Consider the following 20,826-nt stretch of genomic DNA (forward strand, 5'->3'; position numbering starts at 1 on the left):
GGACCGCGCACTAGCGCCGCGGCCCAACCACCCTAGCCGGCGACCTTCTGCACCCGGTGTCCCAGCTGATGGGTGGGCACCCGGAAGGTTTCCCGGGCGGTCAGCGCCGAGATGCTGGCCACCAGGGCGACCGCGGCGGTGAACAGGCTGATCTGCACCCAGCCCCCGGGCTCCAGTCCACCCATCGCCGCAACGATCGAGGGGGCGAAGCCGGCCATCAGGAATCCGAGCTGGGTGCCGATCGCCAGGCCGGAGAAGCGCACCTGGGAGGAGAACATCTCCGCATAGAAGCTGGGCCATACCGCATTGGCGGCCGCGTAGGCGCAGGAGAAGACCAGCAGGGACAACGCGAACTGCAGCAGCGTGTTGCCGCTTTCCATGGAACGGATGTAGAAGGGCATGAAGGCGGCCGAACCCAGCGCGCCGTAGATGTACACCGGCTTGCGTCCGATCTTGTCGGCCAGCATGCCAAAGAGCGGCTGAGTGAACAGCGCACCGATGTTGCCCACGACCACCAGCCACAGGGTGATCGACTCATCCAGGTGGCCGATGGTCTTGCCGTAGGAGATCGCCAGGGTGCCGTAGACGGTGGAGACGGCGGCGATGAACGCGCACAGGATCACCCGCAGCACGTCCCGCCAGTGGAAGCGCAGCAGTACGCCCAGCGGCAGCTTGGCGATTTCATTGTTCTTCTTCGCGGCCTCGAACTCCGGGGTCTCGTGCAGGGAGCGGCGGATGAAGTAGGTCACGATGACCACCACGGCCGAAAGCCAGAACGGGATGCGCCAGCCGATGCCGAACTTGATCTCATCGGGCAGGGCCACCACGGGAATGAACACCAGGGCGGCCAGGATCTGCCCGCCCTGGGTGCCGGTCAGCGTCCAGGAGGTAAAGAAGCTGCGGCGGTGATCCGGGGCGTGTTCCAGGCTCAGTGAGGAGGCCCCGGCCTGCTCGCCCGCGGCGGAAAGCCCCTGCAGCAGCCGGGCCAGCACCAGCAGGATCGGCGCCAGCCAACCCACCTGGTCGAAGGTCGGCAGGCAGCCGATGGCGAAGGTGGCCGCGCCCATCATCACCAGGGTGAACATCAAGACCTTTTGCCGGCCAATCCGGTCCCCGAAGTGTCCGAGGATCACCGCACCAATGGGTCGGGCGATGTAGCGAAGCCGAAGGTCGCCAGGGACATCACCGCGGCATTGGTGTCCGCGTCGGGGAAGAAGATGTGCGGGAAGATTAGGGCCGCGGCGGATCCGAAGATGAAGAAGTCATAGTATTCGACGGCGCTTCCCATGAAGCTGGCCAATGCCGCCTTGACCGGCGTGCGCTGGGGGACCGGCGGATTGCTGGCGTCCGCCCCCTGGTGGATGTGTGACATCAAGATCTCCTCGAATCAGGTCCTGGGTCCTACTGAAATTCTCCGCTTGTGCGCTATGCGTACACTTGTGCGTAAAACGTACATGGATATAGAGTAGAGCTAAATCACAATCGAGACAATCCCCTTCGCCGCAACGTCCGCATCGCGGTCCGGCACCAGCGATTGCCACGCCACCGGACGCTGTCTGAAGATGGAGGCAGGGCCAGCAGCAACTGACCCGCCCCATCCGGCGGTTCCGGCGAAGGTCGAAGAACGCGAATGGGGAGCACCCGGTGAGCACCACAGCACAGTCCTATCTGGTCGGTCTGATCGGCGACGGCGTCATGCCCTCGCTGACCCCGCCGCTGCATGAACGCGAAGCCGATCAGCACCGGCTGCGCTATCTTTACCGGCCCATTGACCTGACCGAAATCCATCGCCCCGCCCAGGACGTGGGGCAGTTGCTGCGCGCCGCCGCGGAGCTGGGCTACAACGCCTTCAACATCACCCACCCCTGCAAGCAGCTGGTGATGGAACACCTGGATGAGATCAGCCCGAACGCGGCTAGCATCGGGGCCGTGAACACCGTGGTGATCCGGGACGGGAAGTTCCACGGGCACAACACGGACGCCTCCGGGTTCGGCTGGGCACTGGCCACCGGGCTTCCGCAGGTGCCGCTGGAGACCGTGCTGCAGCTGGGGGCTGGCGGTGCCGGGGCGGCCGTTGCCTACGCACTGCTGGATTCCGGGGTGCGCCACCTGATCCTCGTTGACCCGGAGGAGCAGCGCGCCCGGCAACGTGCGGCCGCGTTGAGCCAGAATTTCCCTAACCGGCAGATCAGCACCGCCACACCCCAGCAGGCTCCGCAGCTGCTGGCGCAGGTGGACGGGCTGCTGAACGCCAGCCCGATTGGCATGCACCATCATCCGGGCCTGCCGCTGGAACTGACAAACCTCGAACCCCGCCACTGGGTGGGGGACTGCGTCTACCGTCCGGTGGACACCGAACTGATCACCACCGCGCGGGAACGCGGCTGCCGGGTGCTCGATGGCGGCAACATGGCGGTGGGTCAGGCCGTGGACGCGTTCGAGATCATCACCGGAATCCGCCCCGATGCCGTCCGGATGCGTGAACACCTGCTGCAGATGCTGGAGCCGGACTCTGATGCGCACCTCCATCGCCACCGTCTGCCTCTCCGGCACCCTGGAGGAAAAGATGCTCGCCTGCGCCAAGGCCGGGTTCGACGGCATCGAGATCTTTGAACAGGACCTGACCGTCAGCCCCAAGTCCCCGGGGGAGGTCCGCGCCCTGGCCCAGCGCCTGGGACTGAGCCTGGACTTGTTCCAGCCGTTCCGCGACTTTGAAGGGGTGGACCCGGCCACGCTGGCGGCCAACCTGCGCCGGGCCGAGGAAAAGTTCAAGCTGATGCAGCGCCTGGGCATGGATCTGATCCTGCTCTGCTCCAATGTCGCCACCGCCACCATTAACGATGACGAATTGTTTGCCGACCAGATCCGCCAGTTGGCCGACCTGGCAGAGCGCTACCAGGTGCGCATTGCCTACGAGGCGCTGGCCTGGGGCAAGTACGTGAACACCTACCAGCACTCCTGGCGCATCGCCCAGCTGGTGGACCGGCCAAACGTGGGGATCTGCCTGGACTCCTTTCACATCCTCTCCCGCGGGGATGACCCGGCGGACATTGCCCGGATCCCGGGGGAGAAGATCTTCTTTGTCCAGTTGGCCGATGCCCCGGCCATGAAACTGGATGTGCTCTCCTGGTCCCGCCACTACCGGGTGTTCCCGGGCGAAGGCGGCTTCCAGCTGGATCAGTTCATGGCCCAGCTGGTGCGCTCGGGCTATGACGGGATCGTGTCGTTGGAAATCTTCAATGACGTCTTCCGCCAATCCAATGTCGTGCGCACCGCCGTGGACGGGTTGCGCTCACTGATCTGGCTGCAGGACCGCACCATGGAACTGATGGGCCGCGAAGCCAACGGCTACCCGTTGCAGCTGCGCGCCCTGCCCGAGGCGCAGGCGCCGGAAGGGTTCGACTACGCCGAGATCCGCACCGAGGACCCTGAACTGGTCGCCGGGATGCTGGCCCAACTGGCTTCAGCTTCCACGGCCAGCACCGGCGCAAGCCGGTCCAGCTGTGGAAGGCCGGCAACGCGCGCATCATCATCAACACCCAGCGCAGCCGCGGGGTCACCGCCCAGGTCTCGGGCTTCGGGATCCAGGTGCCCGACGCACGGCCGAGTACCGAGCGCGCCCGAGCACTGCTGGCCCCGGTGGTCCCGCGCCACCACACCAGTGACGAACAGGAGCTGACCGGGTTCTTCGCCCCGGATGACACCGAGGTCTTCTTCTCCAGCCCCCAGGCCACCGCCGCCTGGGAGGCGGAATTCGGGGTTGGCGCCCCGGCCACCCCGGCCGGGCCGATCACCGGAATTGACACGTGAACCTCGCCCAGCCCTGGCAGGCATTCGATGAATCCGTGCTGTTCTACACCAGCACTTTGAACCTGCAGGCCATCGCCGGAACCGAGGTCCCCAGCCCCATGGGGCTGGTGCGTTCCCAGGTGCTGCGCACCCCCGACGCCGCGGTGCGCCCTGGCCCTGAACATCGTGCCCCAGGGCCTGGAGGCGACCATCGAGCGCAACCACGAATACCCGGAGCACATCGCGGTGGCCACCACCGACATCATCGCGCTGGCGCGTCGGGCGGTGCAGGCCGGCATGGAGTTCCTGCCCGTGCCGGCAAACTACTATGAAGACCTGGCTTCCCGCTTCGAGCTGTCCGAAGAGCAGCTGCAGACGCTGCGCGAACTGAATCTGCTCTTCGACCGGGACGAGCACGGCGTGTTCCTGCACTTCTACACCGCCACCGTGGGCAATCTGTTCTTCGAAGTCGTGGAACGCCGTGACGGCTACGATGGGTACGGGGCGCCGAACGCCCGATCCGGCTGGCGGCGCAGTTCGAAAGGAACCGCCTCACCGGTCGATAACCAGCGACAAAGTGGAAGCGGGGATGCTGCGCGTGGCCGAACAACCGGACTACTACGTGAAGTCGGCCGAGAAGACCCTGGCGGTGCTGCTGGCCTTCTCCGCGCGAAGCGACCCCCTGACGGTGTCCCAGGTGGCCGCGACCACCGACGTCACCCGGGCCACCGCCCGGCGCTTCCTGCTGACCCTTGTGGATTTGGGCTACCTGGAAAGTGTGGGCAACGCGTTCCGCCAAACCCCCAGGGTGCTGGACATCGGGGCCTCCTACCTCTCCGGGCTGACGCTGCCGCAGGTCGCGGCCCCGCACCTGCAGCGCCTGGCCCGCGAGCTGGAGGAAACCACCTCGCTGTGCGTGCTGGACGGGCAGGACATCCTTTACGTCGAGCGGGTGCTTTCCCCGCGCCTGCACTCGCTGAACACCGCCATCGGCAACCGGATGCCCGCCTGGGTCACCTCCATGGGCCGGGTACTGATGGCGGGGCTGCCGCACGATGAGCGGGAACGGTTCCTGTCGCGGATTGAGTTGACCCATTACACCTCCAAAACCGTGGCGAGCATCGATGAGCTGCGCGAGGAGCTGGAACTGGTGGCGGACCAGGGGTGGTCGATGGTCGCCCAGGAGCTGGACGAGGGGTTGCGCGGCCTGGCGGTTCCGGTGTATCGCGGCCAGCAGCTGCTCGGGGCCCTGAACGTCTCCGTGCAGCCCGGGCGGGTTGGCTCGGATTCCATTACCGAGCAGATGATTCCCCTGATGCTGCAGACCGCCCGGGACATTGCTGATGACTTCGGCGGGCGGATCGCCGCGAACTAGCTGCGGCAACCCTCCTTGGCCAGGAGACCGCAGACCGCAGAGCGGCGGCCGGGCCGGACAGCGGGCCGTGGACGAGCGGTGCAACGGCAATGCGCCCTGCTCGTCCACGGCTGGGCGGCTAGGCGGAAAGCGCCGCAATCTCCTGTTCAAGCAGGGCCGAAAGGCGCTTCACGCCCTCGGTGATGGTCGGCTCGTCCACCGCGCAAAATGCCAGGCGCAGTTTGTTGCTGGACTCTTCTCCCGGGCTGAAGGCGGCACCGGGGATGAAGATAACCCCGGACTTCACGCCCTCCTGCAACAGTTGGTAGGTGTCGATGCCCTGCGGCAGGGTCAGCCAGATGAAGAACCCGCCTTCCGGGCGGGTGTAGCTGATACCCTCGGGCAGGTACTGCTCCAGTGCGCTGAGCATGGCATCACGGCGTGCCGCATACAGCTGGCGGTAGTCATCGATCTGGCCCCGCCAGTCGTGTTCCTTCAGGTAGTCGCTGATGATCATCTGATTCAGCGTCGGTGGGCACAGCGCCACCGCCTCCCCGGCCAGGTAGAAGCGCCGGAACAGGTGCGTGGGAACCGCGGCCCAGCCAATGCGCAGGCCGGGGGAGAGGATCTTGGAAAACGAGCCCATGTAGATGACGTTCTGCGGATCCAGGCTGCGCAGCGTGGGGGCGGGCTCGCCCTCGTAACGCAGCATGCCGTACGGGTTGTCCTCCAGCACCAGCACTCCGGCGGCGCGGCAGATGTCAACGACGCGTTGGCGCCGTTCGGCGGCCAGGGTGATCCCCGAGGGATTGTTGAAGTTCGGGATGGTGTACAGGAACTTCACCCGTTCCCCGGCAGCGCGTAATTCCTCGATGCGACGTTCCAGGGCTTCGGGGACAATTCCGTCCTCGTCGGTCAGCACCGGGGCTGCCTTGACCTGGTAGGCCTCAAAGGTGTTCAGGGCCCCGACATAGGTCGGGTCCTCGCAAAGCACGGTGTCGCCGGGATCGCAGAAGACCTTGCAGGCCATGTCCTGGGCCGACTGGGAACCGTTGGTCACCACCACGTCATCGAAGTCGACGTTGTCGATGCCTTCGGCCGCCATGACCTCCAAAATCTGGCCGCGTAGCTCCTCGGTGCCCAGGCCCGAACCGTATTGCAGGGCCACCGGCCCCTGCTCAACGATGATGCGCCGGGAGATCTCGCCCAGCTTCGCCAGCGGAAGGGACTGCAGGTAGGGGTTGCCTCCGGCAAGGGAAACGAGTGAGGGGTCCAATGACAGCTCGAAAACGTCGCGGACGGCCGACTGTTTAATGCCGGCGGCGCGTTCGGAGAACAGGGTTTCGTGCTGGGCGATGATGGACTCGTTGGCGGGTGAGACCGACATGGTGCTCCTCAACTAGAGTGGCGTGTCGGCGGTGGCGTCCGGGAAGCCGCGCGAGGAACCCGGTGGGAGGCGACACTGCCGAAGTTTTCCGATGAACTACTTAAGTATTCTGACAGGAAAACGGACGCTTGGCACTAGTTGGCGTCAATTCTGGCTTTTGTCATCCTGCTGACCGGTCGGGGGTTGTTCGCGGCTGGCCAGCCAGGCCTCAATGCTGGCCGGGCGGATCCGGCGGTGCGTCCCCCGATACTCAACGGGAATGATGCCCGAATCGGTCAGCTTGCGAAGATAGCTGTTGGAGATGCCGGCCATCTGCGCGGCCTGCGAGGTATTGAGCAGCCGCTCGGGGGTACCGATGCTGACCGCCTCTCCTTCCGAAAGCCGGCGCAGCGCCTCCAACAGGACCTGTTGTGCGGCGGCTGGCAGCTGCAGGGCCGTTCCGTTGACGAAGACCGTCGTGTCTTGTGCCTCAGCCAGGGCGCGGGCCAGCTTCTTGGCCTGTTCATCTTCTAGCGCGTCGAAGGTGCGTACCTTACTTAATGCAGCGGTGGGGGAAGCCATACTTCCATCTTGCCCCAGTTGCCGGTGCGTTGCACTGCTTCACTTGTTGACGGTACGAAAACCGGTATTGCTGCTGGCAGAGTCGGGCGAATTATGACTGCGCGCCGACACGCGGTAGCGGTTGCAGTAGGAATCGTGGCAGAGGTGGGAGCCGCCGCGAAGAACCCTCCCATCTCCGATCGTGGGGCCGGTCGGGTCCTTGAGCGGGCTATTGCGATAGTACTTGGGGAGGAACCAATCGCGGCACCATTCCCATGCGTTCCCGGCAACGTCGAAAAGTCCTACGGGGTTGGGTGGATAGCTTTTGACCGGAGAAGTGCCTGTGTAGCCGTCCTCGGCGGAATTGCGCTGGGGGAAGTTCCCTGCCAGATGTTGCATTGATGCCGACCTCCCGGCATCAATTCGTTGCCCCACGCGTAGCGCTGTCCCTCGACCAACCCACGCGCGGCGTATTCCCACTGGGCCTCGCTGGGCAGCGCTCGTCCAGCCCAGCGGCAGTAGGCCATCGCGTCATTCCATGAAACCTGGACGACCGGATGATCCGCGAGGTCCTGCCAGGAAGAGTCGCGGCCGGTGGGATGGCGCCAGTTCGCTCCGCGAACCCCGAGCCACCACGATGTCCCAGTTGCGGATCCGATGACATCGGAGCTCGGTGCGCTGAGATATCCGCGAAAGACTGCTGAGTATCCGAGCCGCTCAGATTCCGTTAGGTAACCGGTGGCTTCGGTAAAACAAGCAAATTGCTCATTGGTGACCAGGGTGGCGTCCATGGAAAATCCAGAAACCTGAACCCGGTGTAGTGGCAACTCACCGTCGGCTGGATAACCTTCAGCAAAATGGTCGCCCATCTCGAAGCTGCCGGAGGGCAGATGAACCTGAGCTAGCGCATGCAGTCCAGGTGAGCGACCGTTTACGAGCACCGAACCGGACGATGAGCCAACGGCTGGGGTCCTGACGGTGACCCAGTTGCTCTGGGACTCGGGTGACAACAGCTCATGATCATGGGGCGGGCTCGGTACGCGGGGTGTCGATTTGCAGGTGCAGCAAATGCTTGACTGAATCGCAGAGCGCGTCGATGAGCCGATCGGTGCGTTCCTCATCCGGGTCCGAAAGATGCTGCAGACTGATGCCGTCGATCCCTGCGATCACCATCCGCGAGACGGTATCAAAATCGATATGGGCAGCTTCGCCCATTGCTTCAGCGGCACTGCGGAAGATCGCGCTGGTGGAGGCGATCCATGCGCCATACATGGAACGATTGATCGTCCTTGCCGCGGCAATTTCCTGTTCATCCACGAGCCGGGTCGAACGCAGGAGCAGTTCAAAGGTCGTGACCTGCTCGTGCGGGGCGGATAGCATGCGCCGCCAGATACGCCGGATGTGTCGTTCAACCGCGTCATCCAGACTCGTGGGACCGGGCATCGGGTCAAGCTCGCGCGCGTAGTCCCGGCTTAGGTAGTTGTAGACCTCGTTGAGTAGTTCATCCTTGTTCCGGAAACAGTAATGCAGGGCAGCGAGTGGGGCGCCTGCTTCAGCGGCTATTCGACGGGTCGTTGCCGCTGCCATTCCCTCAGCTGCGATGACGCGGGCAGCAGCTTCGATGAACTGACGGCTACGCTCTTCGACCGAAACTCGCGCCATACTTCATTCCTTTCATTGCCCGGCCGGGAAAGATCCACGCCTGATATGACCCTAACCCAAGCACTGTTTCTCGCTGTTCATCAGCCGATGAAGCACTGATTTTTAACATTTTCCAGCAAAAGCTGGTCAAGTGACTAAGTCATTTGACATACTACTGGAAGTTGTAAGGCGGATCACAATCCGTGGGCGAGAATGACGAGGGAGGCGACGGCATGGCGGCACAGTTGATCGTGCACGGAGGAGTTGTACCTGAGCTCGGTCTTGACTCCGGGGCAAACGCTACGGAGGTGGCCGGAAGGCCGAGCGCGGTTGCGATGAGCGATGGCCGAATCACCGCCATCGGTGGTGAAGAATTGCTGCAGCTGGCCGATGGATCGACGAGGATCATCGATGCACAGGGTGGGGTAATCTTGCCCGGCATCAATGATGGTCACCTGCATTTTGCCGCCAGTGCGATGACCCGATACGCGCACCTTCAGCTCAAGGATGCGCAGTCCTGGCAAGAAGTCGTTGACCGCATTGAGGCAGCTTCCCCCGACCCCGGCGGCTGGGTACGCGCTGCCGGATGGGATGAAGCGGTGCTGGGAACCGATGGCAGCGAGAACCTGGCCACGGCTCGGCCTGATACACCGGTAGTTGCCTTCGATGCCTCCGGCCACCAGGTGATGGTGAACGATGAAGCGCTCCGTCGCATGGATCTGGGAGAAAAAGTTCCGGACGTGCCTGGGGGAGTAGTGGGTCGAAACCACGACGGCAGCGTCAATGGCCGATTCGCAGACGCAGCCATGCGCCTGGTCAACGATTCCCTGCCGCCATTTGCCGAAGACCAACTGCGCCAAGCGTTCCTGCGGTTCCAAGACGAACTGCATATGCTGGGCGTCACTTCACTGACGGATCCCGGACTGGGGCCCGGAGGTCGAACTCTCATGGCTGCCAGCTGTGACACGCCATCGTTGCAGATCCTGACGGAGCTCGCACGGGATGGCCTGCTGAGCTTGCGGGTGAATTGCCTGCTGCTCTTTGCTGGCACCGGCGGTGAGTCGGCGCAGTCGGTGCGCGAGGGGCTTGAGAGCGCTCTACCCGCCCTGGCCGAAGATGTTGACCCCTTGCGCCTCCGTATCGCAGGGGTCAAGGTTTTCGCTGACGGCATCCCACGCTCAGGCACAGCTTGGTTCCATGACGAGTATCAGCTCCCCTGCAGCCACGGGCACGGCGCATTAGTGCTTGAGGGAACGAGCGACGAAGATCGCGTCGACCAGTTTCGTGCGATTCTTGCACAAATCGACGCCGCAGGTTTGCAGGCCGGTGTCCATGCCACCGGAGACGCGGCCACCGAGGCGTTTATCGAGGCCGTCGAGTCACTACCGGATCCGCGCGGGGCCAAAAACAATCGGCACTACGTCATACATGGAGCATTCGCTGACAACTCCGTTTTGCAACGCATGGCCCGAGCCGGTATCGGTTACAGCACCAATCCCTCGATCCGCTCGGAAGCTGGAGCGCTGATGCAAAGGCTCCTCGGACAGCAACGCTTCGAAGCGCAGCAGCCCCTGGCCACAGCGGCAGAACGGGGAGTCGGTGTTTCATTGGCTTCCGACTCACCGGTGACCAGCCCCGACTGGCGCCAGAGCGTTATTGCCGCAGTTACCCGCAACACCAGCGCGGGACCGGGAGACGGGGAGCCGGAACGGCTCACCCAGGCCCAAGCCTTGGCGATGATGACCCAAACTCCAGCCTGGCAAGACCACGCTGAGCAGGACAAGGGCTGGATCCGTGAGGGATATCTAGCCGACCTGTGCATTTTGCGAGACCCGCTCAGTGCCCGGGTGGAAGAGCTGCTGAATAACCCCACCAGCTACACCATCGTGGGCGGGAACGTCGTCTACGAACGGGGCTGAAGGCCGGGAACCCCGGTCGTATCAGGCAACTGCTAGCAACGCCACCGGGACCTCGCAAAAGATTGCCACCGTCACGGTTCAGGCGCAGAGCCGCTTGTGGGTCCGAACCATTTTCCCGATCAGGGCGCGAGCCAACTGCGCACCATTTACACCACTGATTTCTCACCCGATAGGTACCTCCATGAAAACGAAAACACTTGCAGCTGTTGTTACCTCACTGGCCTTGGGGGCCAGCCTCACCGCATGTTCCTCTCAGGATCAGGCGGCAGCCGAGCCGAACGCGGACGGGAACATTACGCTGAACGTCGGCACCATAGGCATTGCCTCCGACGCTGCGATCAACACCGCCATTGAGAAGGGCTACTTTGCCGACGAGGGCCTCGAAGTGAAGACCACCGTCGTCGCAAACCCGCCAGCGGGCATCGCCGCAGCCCAATCCGGTCAGCTGGACCTGGCATATACCCCTTCCATCCCGCTGATCAACGCAATGTCCCAATCCGTGGATCTCAAGGTGGTCGGTCCCGCTGACGGTTACGACGCCGCAGCCCTGAAGGATGAGGCACCGGCCAAGTCGATGACACGGGCCTCTTCGTGCGCCCCAACAGCGGGATCAGCCGAGCCAAGGATCTGGAAGGCAGGAAGGTGGCAGTGCCAGCTCGAAAGGCCCAGCTGGAAGTCACCATCGCCAACATGGTGAGCAAGGACGGTGGAGATCCTTCAAAGATCAACTGGATGGTGCTCGACCCCGCCAGCTCGCTGCAGTCGTTGCAGCAATCACGGGTAGATGCCGCCGGCCTCGTTGCCCCGTTCTCTACAAATGCCGGGGCCGAGGGCATGGATCTGCTCGGGAGCCCAGGACTGGAATTCTTCGGGCCCGGCGCCGTGGGCCTATGGGTTGCCGGCGGCGAAAAGGTGGAGCAGAACCCCGAAGCCATGGCCGGTTTCCAACGTGCCATCGTGAAGGCCAACGCCTATGCCAATGAACACCAGGAGGAAATGGAGAAGAAGGCCGCCAAGATCACCGGGATCGATGAGCAAACCATCAGCACCGGGGCGGATAACTACTGGCCATCCGAAGTTGCCCTTGATGACCTGACCCACGTGGATGAACAGCTGGTGCAGCTCGGTTACCTTCCGAAGGGAGTGGATCTTGATGACTCCGTCATCTTCAGTGCAAACTAGCCCGCGGATGAGCGGCCGGAGGGCAACCCCCGCGCGCCGGACGACCGCAAGGACAGCAAATACCCTGGAAGCTCCGGCAACGAAAGCTGCACTTGGCGCACTGGGAGCACTGCTGCTCCTCGGGCTATGGCAGGCAACAGCCGCCGCGGGAATCTTCGGTACGGGACTACCCACCGTCAGCGCGACGTTGGGGGAACTGACCCAACTGCTTGCCAGCTCCGAATTCTGGAGTGAAACGGCCATCACGATCTGGCTTGCCCTGCTCGGACTTGTACTTTCGATAGTCGCCGGAGTCATCCTGGGGCTGCTTATCGGCTCCCTGAGCACGGTGCGCTACGCGACCCTGGCAGTCGTAGAATTTCTCAAACCAATCCCGCCGATCGTCGTCTTGCCACTTTGCGTCATGATCTGGGGGCCGACCAGCCAGATGGCGTTGGTACTGGTGCTCATCGGAACGGTCCTGTCCACCACAATTCAGGTCATCGCGGGCGTCAACGACACCGACCCGGTCGCAACCAACACTGCACGATCCTTCGGCATGGGACCCGCCGAACGCCTGTGGCGCATCACGTTGCCCTCGGCGTCCCCTTATATCGGCACCTCCGTTCGCATCGGCGCCCCCTCGGCGCTCATTATCGTTGTGGTCGCCGGGCTCCTTGGCGGTGCTCCAGGATTGGGCAGCAGCATTTATGGCGCCCAGGCGGCAGGGGACTTTCCTCGGGTGTACGCACTGGTGTTGGTGCTGGGTGTGCTCGGGTTGCTTGCCCAGAATGGGGCCGTCTTGATTGAACGCAAGGTTCTGCACTGGCATCCGGCCTTCAGGAGGAAGCAAAGTGAAACGGCATCTTCTCAACCTCACGTTGGCGGTACTGACTCCGATTGTTTTGATCGCTGCCTGGTTCGGAGCTTCCAACTCATCGACCAATGCCTTCTTCCCACCCCTGCGGCAAATTCTTTCCCGCTTCGCCGATCTATGGTTATTCGAACACTTTGTCAGTGACATTCTGCCGAGTATGAAAAATCTCGTTCTGGGGTTCCTTATCGCGGTAGTGCTCGGTGTATTGATCGGGTTCGTCCTGGCTACGGTCCCGTTGTTGCGGGCCATGTTCGAACCCAGCCTGCACCTGTTGCGCGGGATTCCGCCGGTGGCGCTGGTGCCGATTCTAATCACCTTGGTCGGTTTTGGTGACGAGATGCGTATTGCTTCCATCGTGATCGCCGCGGTCTTTCCCACCATGATCGCCACCATGGATGGCATCAAAGCGGTGGATTCTTCCTTGAAGGATGTGTGCACCGTGTACCAGCTGTCCCGCCGCGACCGGCTCATGTCCGTGTATCTTCCCTCCGCCGGACCGCAGATTGCAGCGGGCATGCAGGTCAGTTTGTTGGTGGCGTTCATCGTCATGATCGCCTCGGAGATGATGGGCACTGCACAGGGGATCGGTGCCATGACGCTGTTGGCCCAACAGACCTTCATGGCTGCGGACATGTGGGCCGGGATTCTCTTGCTGGGTTTCATCGGCTTCGCCAGCAATATGGTCTTTGACATCTTCAAGAACCGGGCCTTGTCCTGGTACATCGGATCCAAGAAACTGGAGAAAGTACAGTGAACTCCACGATTGACAACCCGACTCAGCACACCGAGCCCACGACACGGGTGCCGCGACTGCAAGTCGAGGCACTAGCCAAAACCTACGGCACGGGTCCAAAATCGGTCGAGGTCATCGAAAACCTGTCGTTCAGCGTCAACGCCGGGGAAATGGTGTGCATCGTTGGCCCTTCCGGGGTTGGCAAAACGACGTTGCTGAAGTGCCTTGCCGGGCTGCATTCCTGCAGCGGCGGCAGCATGAAGATTGACGGCAAGGTGGTCAGTGGCCCGCCAGCGGAAATGGCGTTGGTGTTCCAGGACTACTCGCGCTCGCTGATGCCGTGGCTGACGGTCGAGAAAAACTTGCGCCTACCCCTTCGGCACCTGCGCCTTCCCGCGACGGAGGTCAGCGCCCGAGTGGAAGCGGCCCTCGCCGAAGTCGGTTTGAGCCACGCCGCAAAGCGCTATCCCTGGCAGCTCTCGGGCGGCATGCAGCAGCGTGTGGCGATCGCCCGGGCCTTGGCCTACCGCCCCGAGATCCTCATCATGGACGAACCCTTCGCCTCCGTTGATGCACAAACCCGTTTTGAGCTGGAGGACCTCTGCCTCAAGATTCGTGATGAATTGGGGATGACGATCTTGCTGGTAACGCACGACATCGATGAAGCGGTCTACCTCTCCGACCGAATTGTCGCGATCGGGCATAAGCCCGCCACCGTCTTGGAAGTCATGGACGTGGATCTTCCGCGGTCCCGTAACCAGATCACCACCCGCGCCTTGCCCGAATTCTCTGAGCAGCGCACCAAGGTGCTCTCCCTGATCCGGGAGGCCCAGGTATGAGCCCAAAGAGCAAGTCCCCCAACATTCTGGTGTTTATTGCGGACCAGCTGCGGGCGGATCACCTGGGAGCCTACGGCAACACCGAGGTGCGCACACCGAACTTGGACCGGTTGGCGGCGTCTTCAACCGTTTACGACTCCGCGCATGTCGCGAACCCCACCTGCATGCCGAACCGGGCCAGCCTACTCACGGGCCGCTGGCCTAGCGGGCATGGCACACAGTACAACGGGATTCCAGTGAATCCTGATGCCTCCACCTTCGTGCGCCAGCTTTCCCGCTGCGGCTACCGCACGAGCGCTGTGGGAAAACTCCATCACCAAAACATGGGATGGGACTTCGAACCGGAACAGCGGCAGCAAATCCTGGAAAGCGCACCGGGACTTCTCGATCCCGAACTGCCCGATGCCGTCGTCGCACGGCGTGAACCCGGTTGGGACCAATGGGAGAACCGTGCACGACATGAAGCCGGATACGTCGCGATGCCCGATGACTATTACGGCTACCAGGACGTAGACTGATCATCGGTCACGGAGACGCCCCCGGCGGGCATTGGCTGCATTGGCTCGTGGAAAGGGAGTCGAGCCACGGGAACTGGGGGGCCCGGCAGCGGGGTCCGATGTTCTGGCCAGCTGGGAACAGGTCTATACCTCCGCGATTCCCGCCGAGGTGCATCCCACCAGCTACATTGGCGAGAAGGCGGTGGAACGCGTGCGGGCCGCCGCACGCGACGACGAACCGTTCTTCATGTTCGTTTCGTTCCCGGACCCACACCACCCATTCGCGCCGCCACGTGAGTACGCGCGCCGGTACGACCCGAAGAACTTGACACTCCCGGTGGGGTTCGACCAGGATCATGCCCGGTCCCCCGAACACATTCGTCGCATGCATCAACAACGCGGAACGCCGAACAGCGATCCGACCATGACTTTCGCCGTGACCGAAGACCAGTATCGGGCCGCCGCGGCCGCACAGTATGCTGATTGAGTTCATGGATGAGCAGATCGGCAAGGTGCTGGAGACACTGCAGGAGACCGGTCAGGCGGAGGACACCATTGTTGTGTTCACCGCGGACCACGGGGACCTCTTTGGGGACCATGGCTTGATGCTCAAGCACTTCTCCCACTATCGGGCGGTGACGCGTGTTCCCCTAATCATCCGCGTTCCCGGGCAAGACGATCAACGCCGGAGCAGCGAACTGGTTTCCAGTGCTGACTTCGCACCGACCATGCTCGACTTGGCTGGCGTGCCGGCATTTCGCGGTATCCAGGGCCGCAGCCTGGTCGACGGTCACGGGAACCTTGCGCTGGGAACCGGAGCAGAAGCACTGCTCATCGAGGAGGACCAGCCGTTCTCCCTCGACGGACTTCCCGCCCCGGTGCGCATGCGAACTGTAATCACGAGCGAGGGCCGTCTGACCCGGTACATGGGAACGCCAATCAGCGAACTCTACGACCATCGATCGGACCTGATGAACTGCAGAACCTCGCCGGCACCGTGGAGGGGACTCAACTGGCCCATCGCCTGCAGACCGCCTTGAGCGAACAATTGGTCAACCTGGCAACAGCACGGTCGCGTCCCACAGCAGCCGCCTAATGGAGCGAGAACGAGGTAGGACGGCTGGGGAATTTATGACGCATATGCGACGAGCGGGAGTTGTCACGCGATGAACGGTTCCCGTATGGTGGAAACCAAGGTCTAAAGAAAGTACTGACCAACCATCATTGCGGCACGCAATGACGTGACGAGATGCCTTACCTGGCAACGGCGTTGTTGTTTCGTGCGTTTGTGACGTGAAGTTCGAGCCTGATGCGTGCTCGCTTTACCTGAACGTGGCCGGATGCTTGGTTTTGCGCGTTCCTGCGCTATGCCACAAGTTTCGTGGGCAATGCGTTATGCCGTTTTCAGCACTTTCTGAAGGAAGAAGAAGTCCAATGTCTGTTGACTCCACCCAAGACCTGTCCAAGATCACCGACGCCGAAGTTTTCGAAGCCCATGAGGGTGGCAAGCTGAGCGTCATCTCCCAGATGCCCCTGCGCAGCAAGCGCGATCTGTCGATCGCCTACACCCCGGGCGTGGCCAAGGTTTCCCAGGCCATCGCTGACGACCCGGCCAAGCATGATTCGCACACCTGGGCCTCCCGCCTGGTGGCCGTGGTTTCCGACGGCACTGCTGTCCTGGGCCTGGGGAACATCGGGCCGCCGCGTCACTGCCGGTCATGGAGGGCAAATGCGCGCTGTTCAAGGAATTTGCCGGACTGAACTCGATTCCACTGGTTCTTGAAACCACCGACGTGGACGAAATTGTGGACACCATCATCCGTCTTCGTCCCAGCTTTGGTGCCGTGAACCTGGAGGACATTTCCGCGCCCCGCTGCTTTGAAATCGAACGCCGGCTGATTGAAGCCCTGGACATCCCGGTGATGCACGATGACCAGCATGGTACCGCAGTGGTGGTGTTGGCGGCCTGATCGGCGCGGCCCGCTACACACAGCGCGACCTCTCCGCGCTGAAGGTCGTCATCTCCGGTGCCGGCTCGGCCGGCGTGGCGGTAACGAAGCTGCTGCTGCAGGCCGGTGTGGGGGACGTGATCGTCCTGGATTCACGCGGCACCATCCACCGTGAGCGGGATGACCTGAATGCAACCAAGGCGGAGCTGGCGGCCATCACCAACCGTGAGGACGTGATGGGTGGATTGGCCGAGGCACTGGATGGCGCCGATGTGGTCGTCGGGCTTTCCTCGTCGAAGTTCGATGAGGAAGCCGTGGCGCGAATGAACAAGGACGCGATCATCTTTGCACTGTCCAACCCCAACCCGGAGATCATGCCGCAGGACGCCAAGAAATATGCGGCGGTGGTCGCTACCGGGCGCAGCGACTTCCCGAACCAAATCAACAACGTGCTGGCGTTCCCGGGCATCTTCCGCGGTGCACTGGATTCCGGGGCTGCGAAGATCACCGAACAGATGAAGGTGGCCGCCGCACACGCGATCGCCGACCTGGTCGGCGAGGATCTGGCAGCCGACTACATCATCCCCTCCGCCCTGGACGAGCGGGTCATGCCCGCGGTAGCCAAGGCAGTTGGCGCGGCGGCCGAATCCGCCCAGTAGGCAGCATGCTGTAGGGCCGGGCCACGGCCGCACGAAGGACGCACCCACGATCCAACGGATCACCGTGGGTGCGTCCTTCGTTTTAAGCGCGCTTTCTTATCCACAGATTTGTCGAGCACCGTTTGCGAGGCATATCGGCACGACACTGGAATCTATCCGCGACGACCGCCGTGGAACCGCCCAACGGCTGCGCGCCGATTGAGGAAGTGATTTCAGATGTGCACGATTTGCGCCCCTGATTCGCCCCAGGCTCAACTGAACCGGGACATCAGCCAGGACATCAAGAACGACGGATGCAGCGTGATGCTGTACCAAAACCCGGACGAGACAACGCGTTTCGGGCACACCATCGGTCTCAGCGCCAAGGGGCACCCGGAGCTGATGATCTGGGAGGAAGACACCACGTTCGTGGTGAAGATGCTGCGCAACCTGGCGCACGGCATCGTCCACCATGGCCAACGCTTCGAACGTGATGACATCACCTACTGGTTCGGGTTCGCGTTGACTTTCGAGGAGATCGTCAACGTTGAGGAAATCGCCCCGATCGCCGTGTGCCGCTACGGCGAAGGGACCAGGGTGCTCATGGTTGTCCCCGCCGAGGAGCAGGACGGGGGTTACCTCGAGCTGGAGGACGAGGATGAACCTACGACCGGCGCGGTCGGTGAACCCGGTCAAGCCGGTGGGGTGTTGCCCGGCTGGAGGCAGCGGTCCCCATGAAGGAAGTTATCCACAAATCCGCGATCAAGCCAAGAACACCCTTGCCCGGGTCAACACTGGGAAAGCCGGAGAAGCAAACACCATCGAAGGAGTGAGGACCATGTGCATGATGTGCGATGGCATGTCCGCCGCCGAAGTTGAAGCACACATCAACGCAGATCGCCCAGAACGGCTACGCCGTCTACTGCATCCAGGACCCGAACCCCAAACGCGTGTTCGGGTACACCGTGGGTCTGACCCGCCTGGGGCAGCCGGAATTCCTGGTGCGGGGCATCAGCGAAGAAGACACATTGATCATGCTCAATGGCTGGCACGCCAGGTGCTGCGCGGCGAATACTACGACCACGGCCACACCGCGGATTGGAAGGACGGGCGGCTGATGTACTTCGCCCTGAAGACCGGTGCGGGCAAGTACACCCTGGGAGTGCACCGGCGCTATGCTGGTGGCAAGGGTCCTGGAGGTGCACCTGATGAAGCACGGCGGCCCCGTCCGGAAAGCACCGAACGAGGCCGCCTGAGCAACGGTTGCCCTGAACCGCCAGGGGAGGCGGGGAGATTAGCCGCGGTACAGTGCCGCGGCCTGGTTCTCCTCCTCGACCTTGGCGGCATGCGCCTGGCGCAGGGCCTGATGCTGCGGGTTCTTGCGCAGCTTCAGGTAGCACACCCCAAGAATGGCGAACCAGATCGGGGTGGCCAGCAGGGCCTGGAGCGTGTCGGGCTGGGTGGTCAAGGTCCACAGGATGAACACGAAGAACGCCAGCACCACATAGGGCATCAGCATGCCAAAGGGCATCTTGAACTTGCTCTGATCATGCAGGTGCGGGCGGCGCTTGCGGTACACCAGGTAGCTGAGCAGGATCATCGTCCACACGAACATGAAGCACAGTGCGGAGATTGTGGTGACCAGGGTGAAGGCCTCGGCCACCGAGCCCTCGGTGTAGAGCAGCACGACGCCGGCCAGCAGGAACATGCAGGAGAACAGCAGGGCGTTGCGCGGCACCTGGTTCTTGGTCAGCTTGCCAAAGCGCTTGGGCGCATCCCCGTCCACCGCCAGCGAGTAGATCATGCGCGAGGTCGAGTAGATCCCGGAGTTGGCGCTGGAGGTTGCCGAGGTGAGCACGACGAAATTCACCACGCCGGCGGCACCGACCAGTCCGGCCAGCGCGAACATGCCCACGAACGGGGATTCCTCGGGAGAGAACTTGACCCAGGGAGTGACCGACATCAGGATGACCAGCGAGCCGACGTAGAACAGGATAATGCGCAGCGGGATCGAGTTCACCGCGCGCGGCAGGGTCTTTTCCGGGTCCTTGGTTTCCGCTGCAGTGGTGCCCACCAGTTCAATGCCCACAAAGGCGAACACGGCAATATGGAATCCGGCAATGAAGCCCATCATGCCGGTGGGGAACAGTCCACCGTAGTTCCACAGGTTGGAGAACGAGGCGCGGGTTCCGTCGGCCTCGAAACCGAGCACGATCATGGCCAGCCCGGTGACGATCAGCGCCAGGATCGCCACGATCTTGATCAGCGCAAACCAGAACTCGGTTTCACCGAAGTTCTTCACGCTGGGAAGGTTCAGGGCCACCAGCAGCACGATGCACGTCAGTGCCGGAATCCACAGGGGCAGGTCGCCCCACCAGAAGGCCACATAGTGGGCGATCGCCACCATGTCGGCGATCCCGGTGACCACCCAGCAGAACCAGTAGGTCCACCCGGTAAAGAAGCCGGCCCACGGACCGAGCAGGTCACCGGCGAACTCGGAGAAGGTCTTGTACTCCAGGTTGCTCAGCAGGATCTCGCCCATGGCCCGCATGACGAAGAAGAGCATGAACCCGATGATCATGTACACGAAGATCACCGAGGGGCCGGCGACGGCGATGGTCTTGCCCGAACCCATGAACAGGCCGGTGCCGATGGCGCCGCCGATGGCGATTAGCTGGATGTGCCGGTTGGACAACGCCCGTTCGAGCTTTTGATTGTCTTGCGACTGTGTCTGCTGCGTGATTTCGCCAGCCACGGTCGTCTCCTTCCTCGGCCCCGCCCCGGTGCTCACGGTGCTAAGGCAAAATCGTGCGTCCCTGAAGCCGATGGTCGTTCCCTTAAACCACCGAACCCGGGAAAACACGTTACTCTCTAACTGGAGAAAACCGTAATTGGCGTCACATGCCTAGTGAGCGGCCGCAACACCGCAGGCAGTTCTGGGTGCCGGTGATGCGTAGTGAGTAGGGTAGTGGTATGGCATTCCGTAATCGTCGAGCAGCAGCTCTCCCCGCAAAACTTTCCCGTTCCTGGTTGTTGGTCAACGCCGCGAAGCCAGAGGATTTCGGGCCGGCCCTGGCCTGCGAGGCGGACTCGGTCATCTTCGATATGGAAGCCGCCGTACCCGACGACAAGAAGGGCGAGGCCCGCGACGCGGTGGTCAACGCCCTGTCCACGGGAATGACCGCTTGGGTGCGCGTGAACGGCATTGACACCGAGTTCTGGGCCGATGACCTGGCAGCCCTCTCTGAGGCGCCGGGACTGCGTGGCATCATGCTGGCCATGACCGAGAAGCCCGAGCAGGTCACGCTCAGCGCCATGCGCCTGCGTGCCGGTACCCCGGTGCTGGCGCTGATCGAATCGGCGCTGGGCATCGAAAACGCCACCGCCATCGCCTCGGCCCCCGGCACCTTCCGCCTGGCCTTTGGCGTGAACGACTTCCGCAAGGACACAGGTGTCTCGGATTCTCCGTTGGCGTTAGCCTACGCCCGCGGCAAGCTGGTTG

At 62.7% G+C, this 20,826-nt stretch carries 21 protein-coding genes and 3 pseudogenes; 18 read left to right on the forward strand and 6 right to left on the reverse strand.

Features of this window, described 5'->3' with window-relative positions:
- Positions 1-32: 32 nt before the first annotated feature.
- A pseudogene (locus JCM19049_RS01525) lies at positions 33-1,372 on the reverse strand (MFS transporter).
- 272 nt (positions 1,373-1,644) lie between these two features.
- Between JCM19049_RS01525 and JCM19049_RS01530 the strand changes: the two are divergent.
- The 5 genes from JCM19049_RS01530 (at position 1,645) to JCM19049_RS01540 (ending at position 5,164) form a co-directional block, all read left to right on the forward strand.
- The gene (locus tag JCM19049_RS01530; RefSeq protein ID WP_279402210.1) at positions 1,645-2,613 is read left to right on the forward strand and encodes a shikimate dehydrogenase; all 969 of its coding nucleotides are present in this window, start codon (positions 1,645-1,647) and stop codon (positions 2,611-2,613) included.
- Positions 2,516-3,679: a sugar phosphate isomerase/epimerase gene (locus tag JCM19049_RS21990; RefSeq protein WP_306420618.1), complete on the forward strand. Its 1,164-nt coding sequence runs from the start codon at positions 2,516-2,518 to the stop codon at positions 3,677-3,679. Before JCM19049_RS01530 ends, JCM19049_RS21990 begins: the two co-directional genes overlap by 98 nt.
- A complete protein-coding gene (locus tag JCM19049_RS21995; RefSeq protein ID WP_306420619.1) occupies positions 3,640-3,810 on the forward strand; it encodes a hypothetical protein in 171 nt (56 codons plus the stop codon). Before JCM19049_RS21990 ends, JCM19049_RS21995 begins: the two co-directional genes overlap by 40 nt.
- On the forward strand, positions 3,807-4,121 hold the full coding sequence (locus JCM19049_RS22000; protein ID WP_306420620.1) for a hypothetical protein: 315 nt from the start codon (positions 3,807-3,809) through the stop codon (positions 4,119-4,121). Before JCM19049_RS21995 ends, JCM19049_RS22000 begins: the two co-directional genes overlap by 4 nt.
- Before the next feature lie 257 nt (positions 4,122-4,378).
- On the forward strand, positions 4,379-5,164 hold the full coding sequence (locus JCM19049_RS01540) for an IclR family transcriptional regulator C-terminal domain-containing protein (protein WP_306420621.1): 786 nt from the start codon (positions 4,379-4,381) through the stop codon (positions 5,162-5,164).
- Between the two features lie 118 nt (positions 5,165-5,282).
- Here the strand turns inward: JCM19049_RS01540 and JCM19049_RS01545 are convergent, their stop codons facing one another.
- The 4 genes and pseudogenes from JCM19049_RS01545 to JCM19049_RS01555 all read right to left on the reverse strand — a co-directional run bounded on the left by JCM19049_RS01545 (position 5,283) and on the right by JCM19049_RS01555 (position 8,732).
- Entirely contained in the window at positions 5,283-6,530 is a 1,248-nt protein-coding gene (locus JCM19049_RS01545) for a PLP-dependent aminotransferase family protein (protein ID WP_054820591.1), read from the reverse strand.
- A 144-nt stretch (positions 6,531-6,674) separates the two neighbouring features.
- Positions 6,675-7,091, reverse strand: coding sequence for a helix-turn-helix domain-containing protein (locus JCM19049_RS01550; protein ID WP_054820592.1), 417 nt, complete (start codon positions 7,089-7,091; stop codon positions 6,675-6,677).
- A 39-nt stretch (positions 7,092-7,130) separates the two neighbouring features.
- Positions 7,131-8,191 (reverse strand): annotated as a pseudogene (locus JCM19049_RS22960) (formylglycine-generating enzyme family protein).
- Positions 8,091-8,732: a TetR family transcriptional regulator gene (locus tag JCM19049_RS01555; RefSeq protein WP_054820593.1), complete on the reverse strand. Its 642-nt coding sequence runs from the start codon at positions 8,730-8,732 to the stop codon at positions 8,091-8,093. The pseudogene JCM19049_RS22960 and the gene JCM19049_RS01555 overlap by 101 nt, the downstream one beginning before the upstream one ends.
- 182 nt (positions 8,733-8,914) lie before the next feature.
- On the opposite strand from JCM19049_RS01555, the gene JCM19049_RS01560 reads away from it, so the two are divergent.
- The 12 genes and pseudogenes from JCM19049_RS01560 (at position 8,915) to JCM19049_RS01600 (ending at position 18,442) form a co-directional block, all read left to right on the forward strand.
- On the forward strand, positions 8,915-10,630 hold the full coding sequence (locus JCM19049_RS01560) for an amidohydrolase (protein WP_279402212.1): 1,716 nt from the start codon (positions 8,915-8,917) through the stop codon (positions 10,628-10,630).
- A 181-nt stretch (positions 10,631-10,811) separates the two neighbouring features.
- Complete coding sequence (locus JCM19049_RS17845; protein WP_279402213.1) at positions 10,812-11,327, forward strand: ABC transporter substrate-binding protein; 516 nt, start codon at positions 10,812-10,814, stop codon at positions 11,325-11,327.
- On the forward strand, positions 11,222-11,812 hold the full coding sequence (locus tag JCM19049_RS17850; RefSeq protein WP_279402214.1) for an ABC transporter substrate-binding protein: 591 nt from the start codon (positions 11,222-11,224) through the stop codon (positions 11,810-11,812). Before JCM19049_RS17845 ends, JCM19049_RS17850 begins: the two co-directional genes overlap by 106 nt.
- A gap of 187 nt (positions 11,813-11,999) precedes the next feature.
- Positions 12,000-12,812, forward strand: a complete 813-nt coding sequence (locus JCM19049_RS01570) for an ABC transporter permease (RefSeq protein WP_279402215.1) — start codon at positions 12,000-12,002, stop codon at positions 12,810-12,812.
- Positions 12,813-12,825: 13 nt separating this feature from the next.
- Positions 12,826-13,422, forward strand: coding sequence for an ABC transporter permease (locus JCM19049_RS01575; protein WP_279402216.1), 597 nt, complete (start codon positions 12,826-12,828; stop codon positions 13,420-13,422).
- Entirely contained in the window at positions 13,419-14,240 is an 822-nt protein-coding gene (locus JCM19049_RS01580) for an ABC transporter ATP-binding protein (protein ID WP_054820595.1), read from the forward strand. The genes JCM19049_RS01575 and JCM19049_RS01580 overlap by 4 nt, the downstream gene beginning before the upstream one ends.
- Positions 14,237-14,758, forward strand: a complete 522-nt coding sequence (locus tag JCM19049_RS17855; protein ID WP_279402217.1) for a sulfatase-like hydrolase/transferase — start codon at positions 14,237-14,239, stop codon at positions 14,756-14,758. The genes JCM19049_RS01580 and JCM19049_RS17855 overlap by 4 nt, the downstream gene beginning before the upstream one ends.
- 148 nt (positions 14,759-14,906) lie before the next feature.
- Positions 14,907-15,224: a hypothetical protein gene (locus JCM19049_RS17860; protein ID WP_279402218.1), complete on the forward strand. Its 318-nt coding sequence runs from the start codon at positions 14,907-14,909 to the stop codon at positions 15,222-15,224.
- On the forward strand, positions 15,214-15,777 hold the full coding sequence (locus tag JCM19049_RS17865) for a sulfatase-like hydrolase/transferase (protein WP_279402219.1): 564 nt from the start codon (positions 15,214-15,216) through the stop codon (positions 15,775-15,777). The genes JCM19049_RS17860 and JCM19049_RS17865 overlap by 11 nt, the downstream gene beginning before the upstream one ends.
- A 394-nt stretch (positions 15,778-16,171) precedes the next feature.
- A pseudogene (locus JCM19049_RS01590) lies at positions 16,172-17,345 on the forward strand (NADP-dependent malic enzyme).
- A 216-nt stretch (positions 17,346-17,561) separates the two neighbouring features.
- Positions 17,562-18,062, forward strand: coding sequence for a DUF4262 domain-containing protein (locus tag JCM19049_RS01595; RefSeq protein ID WP_054820596.1), 501 nt, complete (start codon positions 17,562-17,564; stop codon positions 18,060-18,062).
- Positions 18,063-18,178: 116 nt separating this feature from the next.
- Positions 18,179-18,442, forward strand: coding sequence for a DUF4262 domain-containing protein (locus JCM19049_RS01600; protein WP_054820597.1), 264 nt, complete (start codon positions 18,179-18,181; stop codon positions 18,440-18,442).
- A gap of 176 nt (positions 18,443-18,618) precedes the next feature.
- On the opposite strand, the gene cycA is transcribed toward JCM19049_RS01600, so the two are convergent.
- Complete coding sequence (gene cycA / locus JCM19049_RS01605; RefSeq protein WP_279402220.1) at positions 18,619-20,079, reverse strand: D-serine/D-alanine/glycine transporter; 1,461 nt, start codon at positions 20,077-20,079, stop codon at positions 18,619-18,621.
- A gap of 218 nt (positions 20,080-20,297) precedes the next feature.
- Here cycA and JCM19049_RS01610 point away from each other — a divergent pair.
- Positions 20,298-20,826 (forward strand): aldolase/citrate lyase family protein (locus JCM19049_RS01610; RefSeq protein WP_279402221.1); only part of this gene is annotated, 529 nt, incomplete at its 3' end.

Source organism: Arthrobacter sp. JCM 19049 (assembly GCF_001310435.1).

Bases quoted from the DNA above. Each gene is read 5' to 3' on its own strand.
- JCM19049_RS01550 (WP_054820592.1), bottom strand. From the start codon at position 7,091: ATGGCTTCCCCCACCGCTGCATTAAGTAAGGTACGCACCTTCGACGCG.
- JCM19049_RS01600 (WP_054820597.1), top strand. From the start codon at position 18,179: ATGGCATGTCCGCCGCCGAAGTTGAAGCACACATCAACGCAGATCGCC.
- JCM19049_RS01545 (WP_054820591.1), bottom strand. From the start codon at position 6,530: ATGTCGGTCTCACCCGCCAACGAGTCCATCATCGCCCAGCACGAAACC.
- JCM19049_RS01555 (WP_054820593.1), bottom strand. From the start codon at position 8,732: ATGGCGCGAGTTTCGGTCGAAGAGCGTAGCCGTCAGTTCATCGAAGCT.
- JCM19049_RS17855 (WP_279402217.1), top strand. From the start codon at position 14,237: ATGAGCCCAAAGAGCAAGTCCCCCAACATTCTGGTGTTTATTGCGGAC.
- JCM19049_RS17865 (WP_279402219.1), top strand. From the start codon at position 15,214: ATGCTGATTGAGTTCATGGATGAGCAGATCGGCAAGGTGCTGGAGACA.
- JCM19049_RS01540 (WP_306420621.1), top strand. From the start codon at position 4,379: ATGCTGCGCGTGGCCGAACAACCGGACTACTACGTGAAGTCGGCCGAG.
- JCM19049_RS01595 (WP_054820596.1), top strand. From the start codon at position 17,562: ATGTGCACGATTTGCGCCCCTGATTCGCCCCAGGCTCAACTGAACCGG.
- JCM19049_RS01575 (WP_279402216.1), top strand. From the start codon at position 12,826: ATGAAAAATCTCGTTCTGGGGTTCCTTATCGCGGTAGTGCTCGGTGTA.
- JCM19049_RS17845 (WP_279402213.1), top strand. From the start codon at position 10,812: ATGAAAACGAAAACACTTGCAGCTGTTGTTACCTCACTGGCCTTGGGG.
- JCM19049_RS21990 (WP_306420618.1), top strand. From the start codon at position 2,516: ATGCGCACCTCCATCGCCACCGTCTGCCTCTCCGGCACCCTGGAGGAA.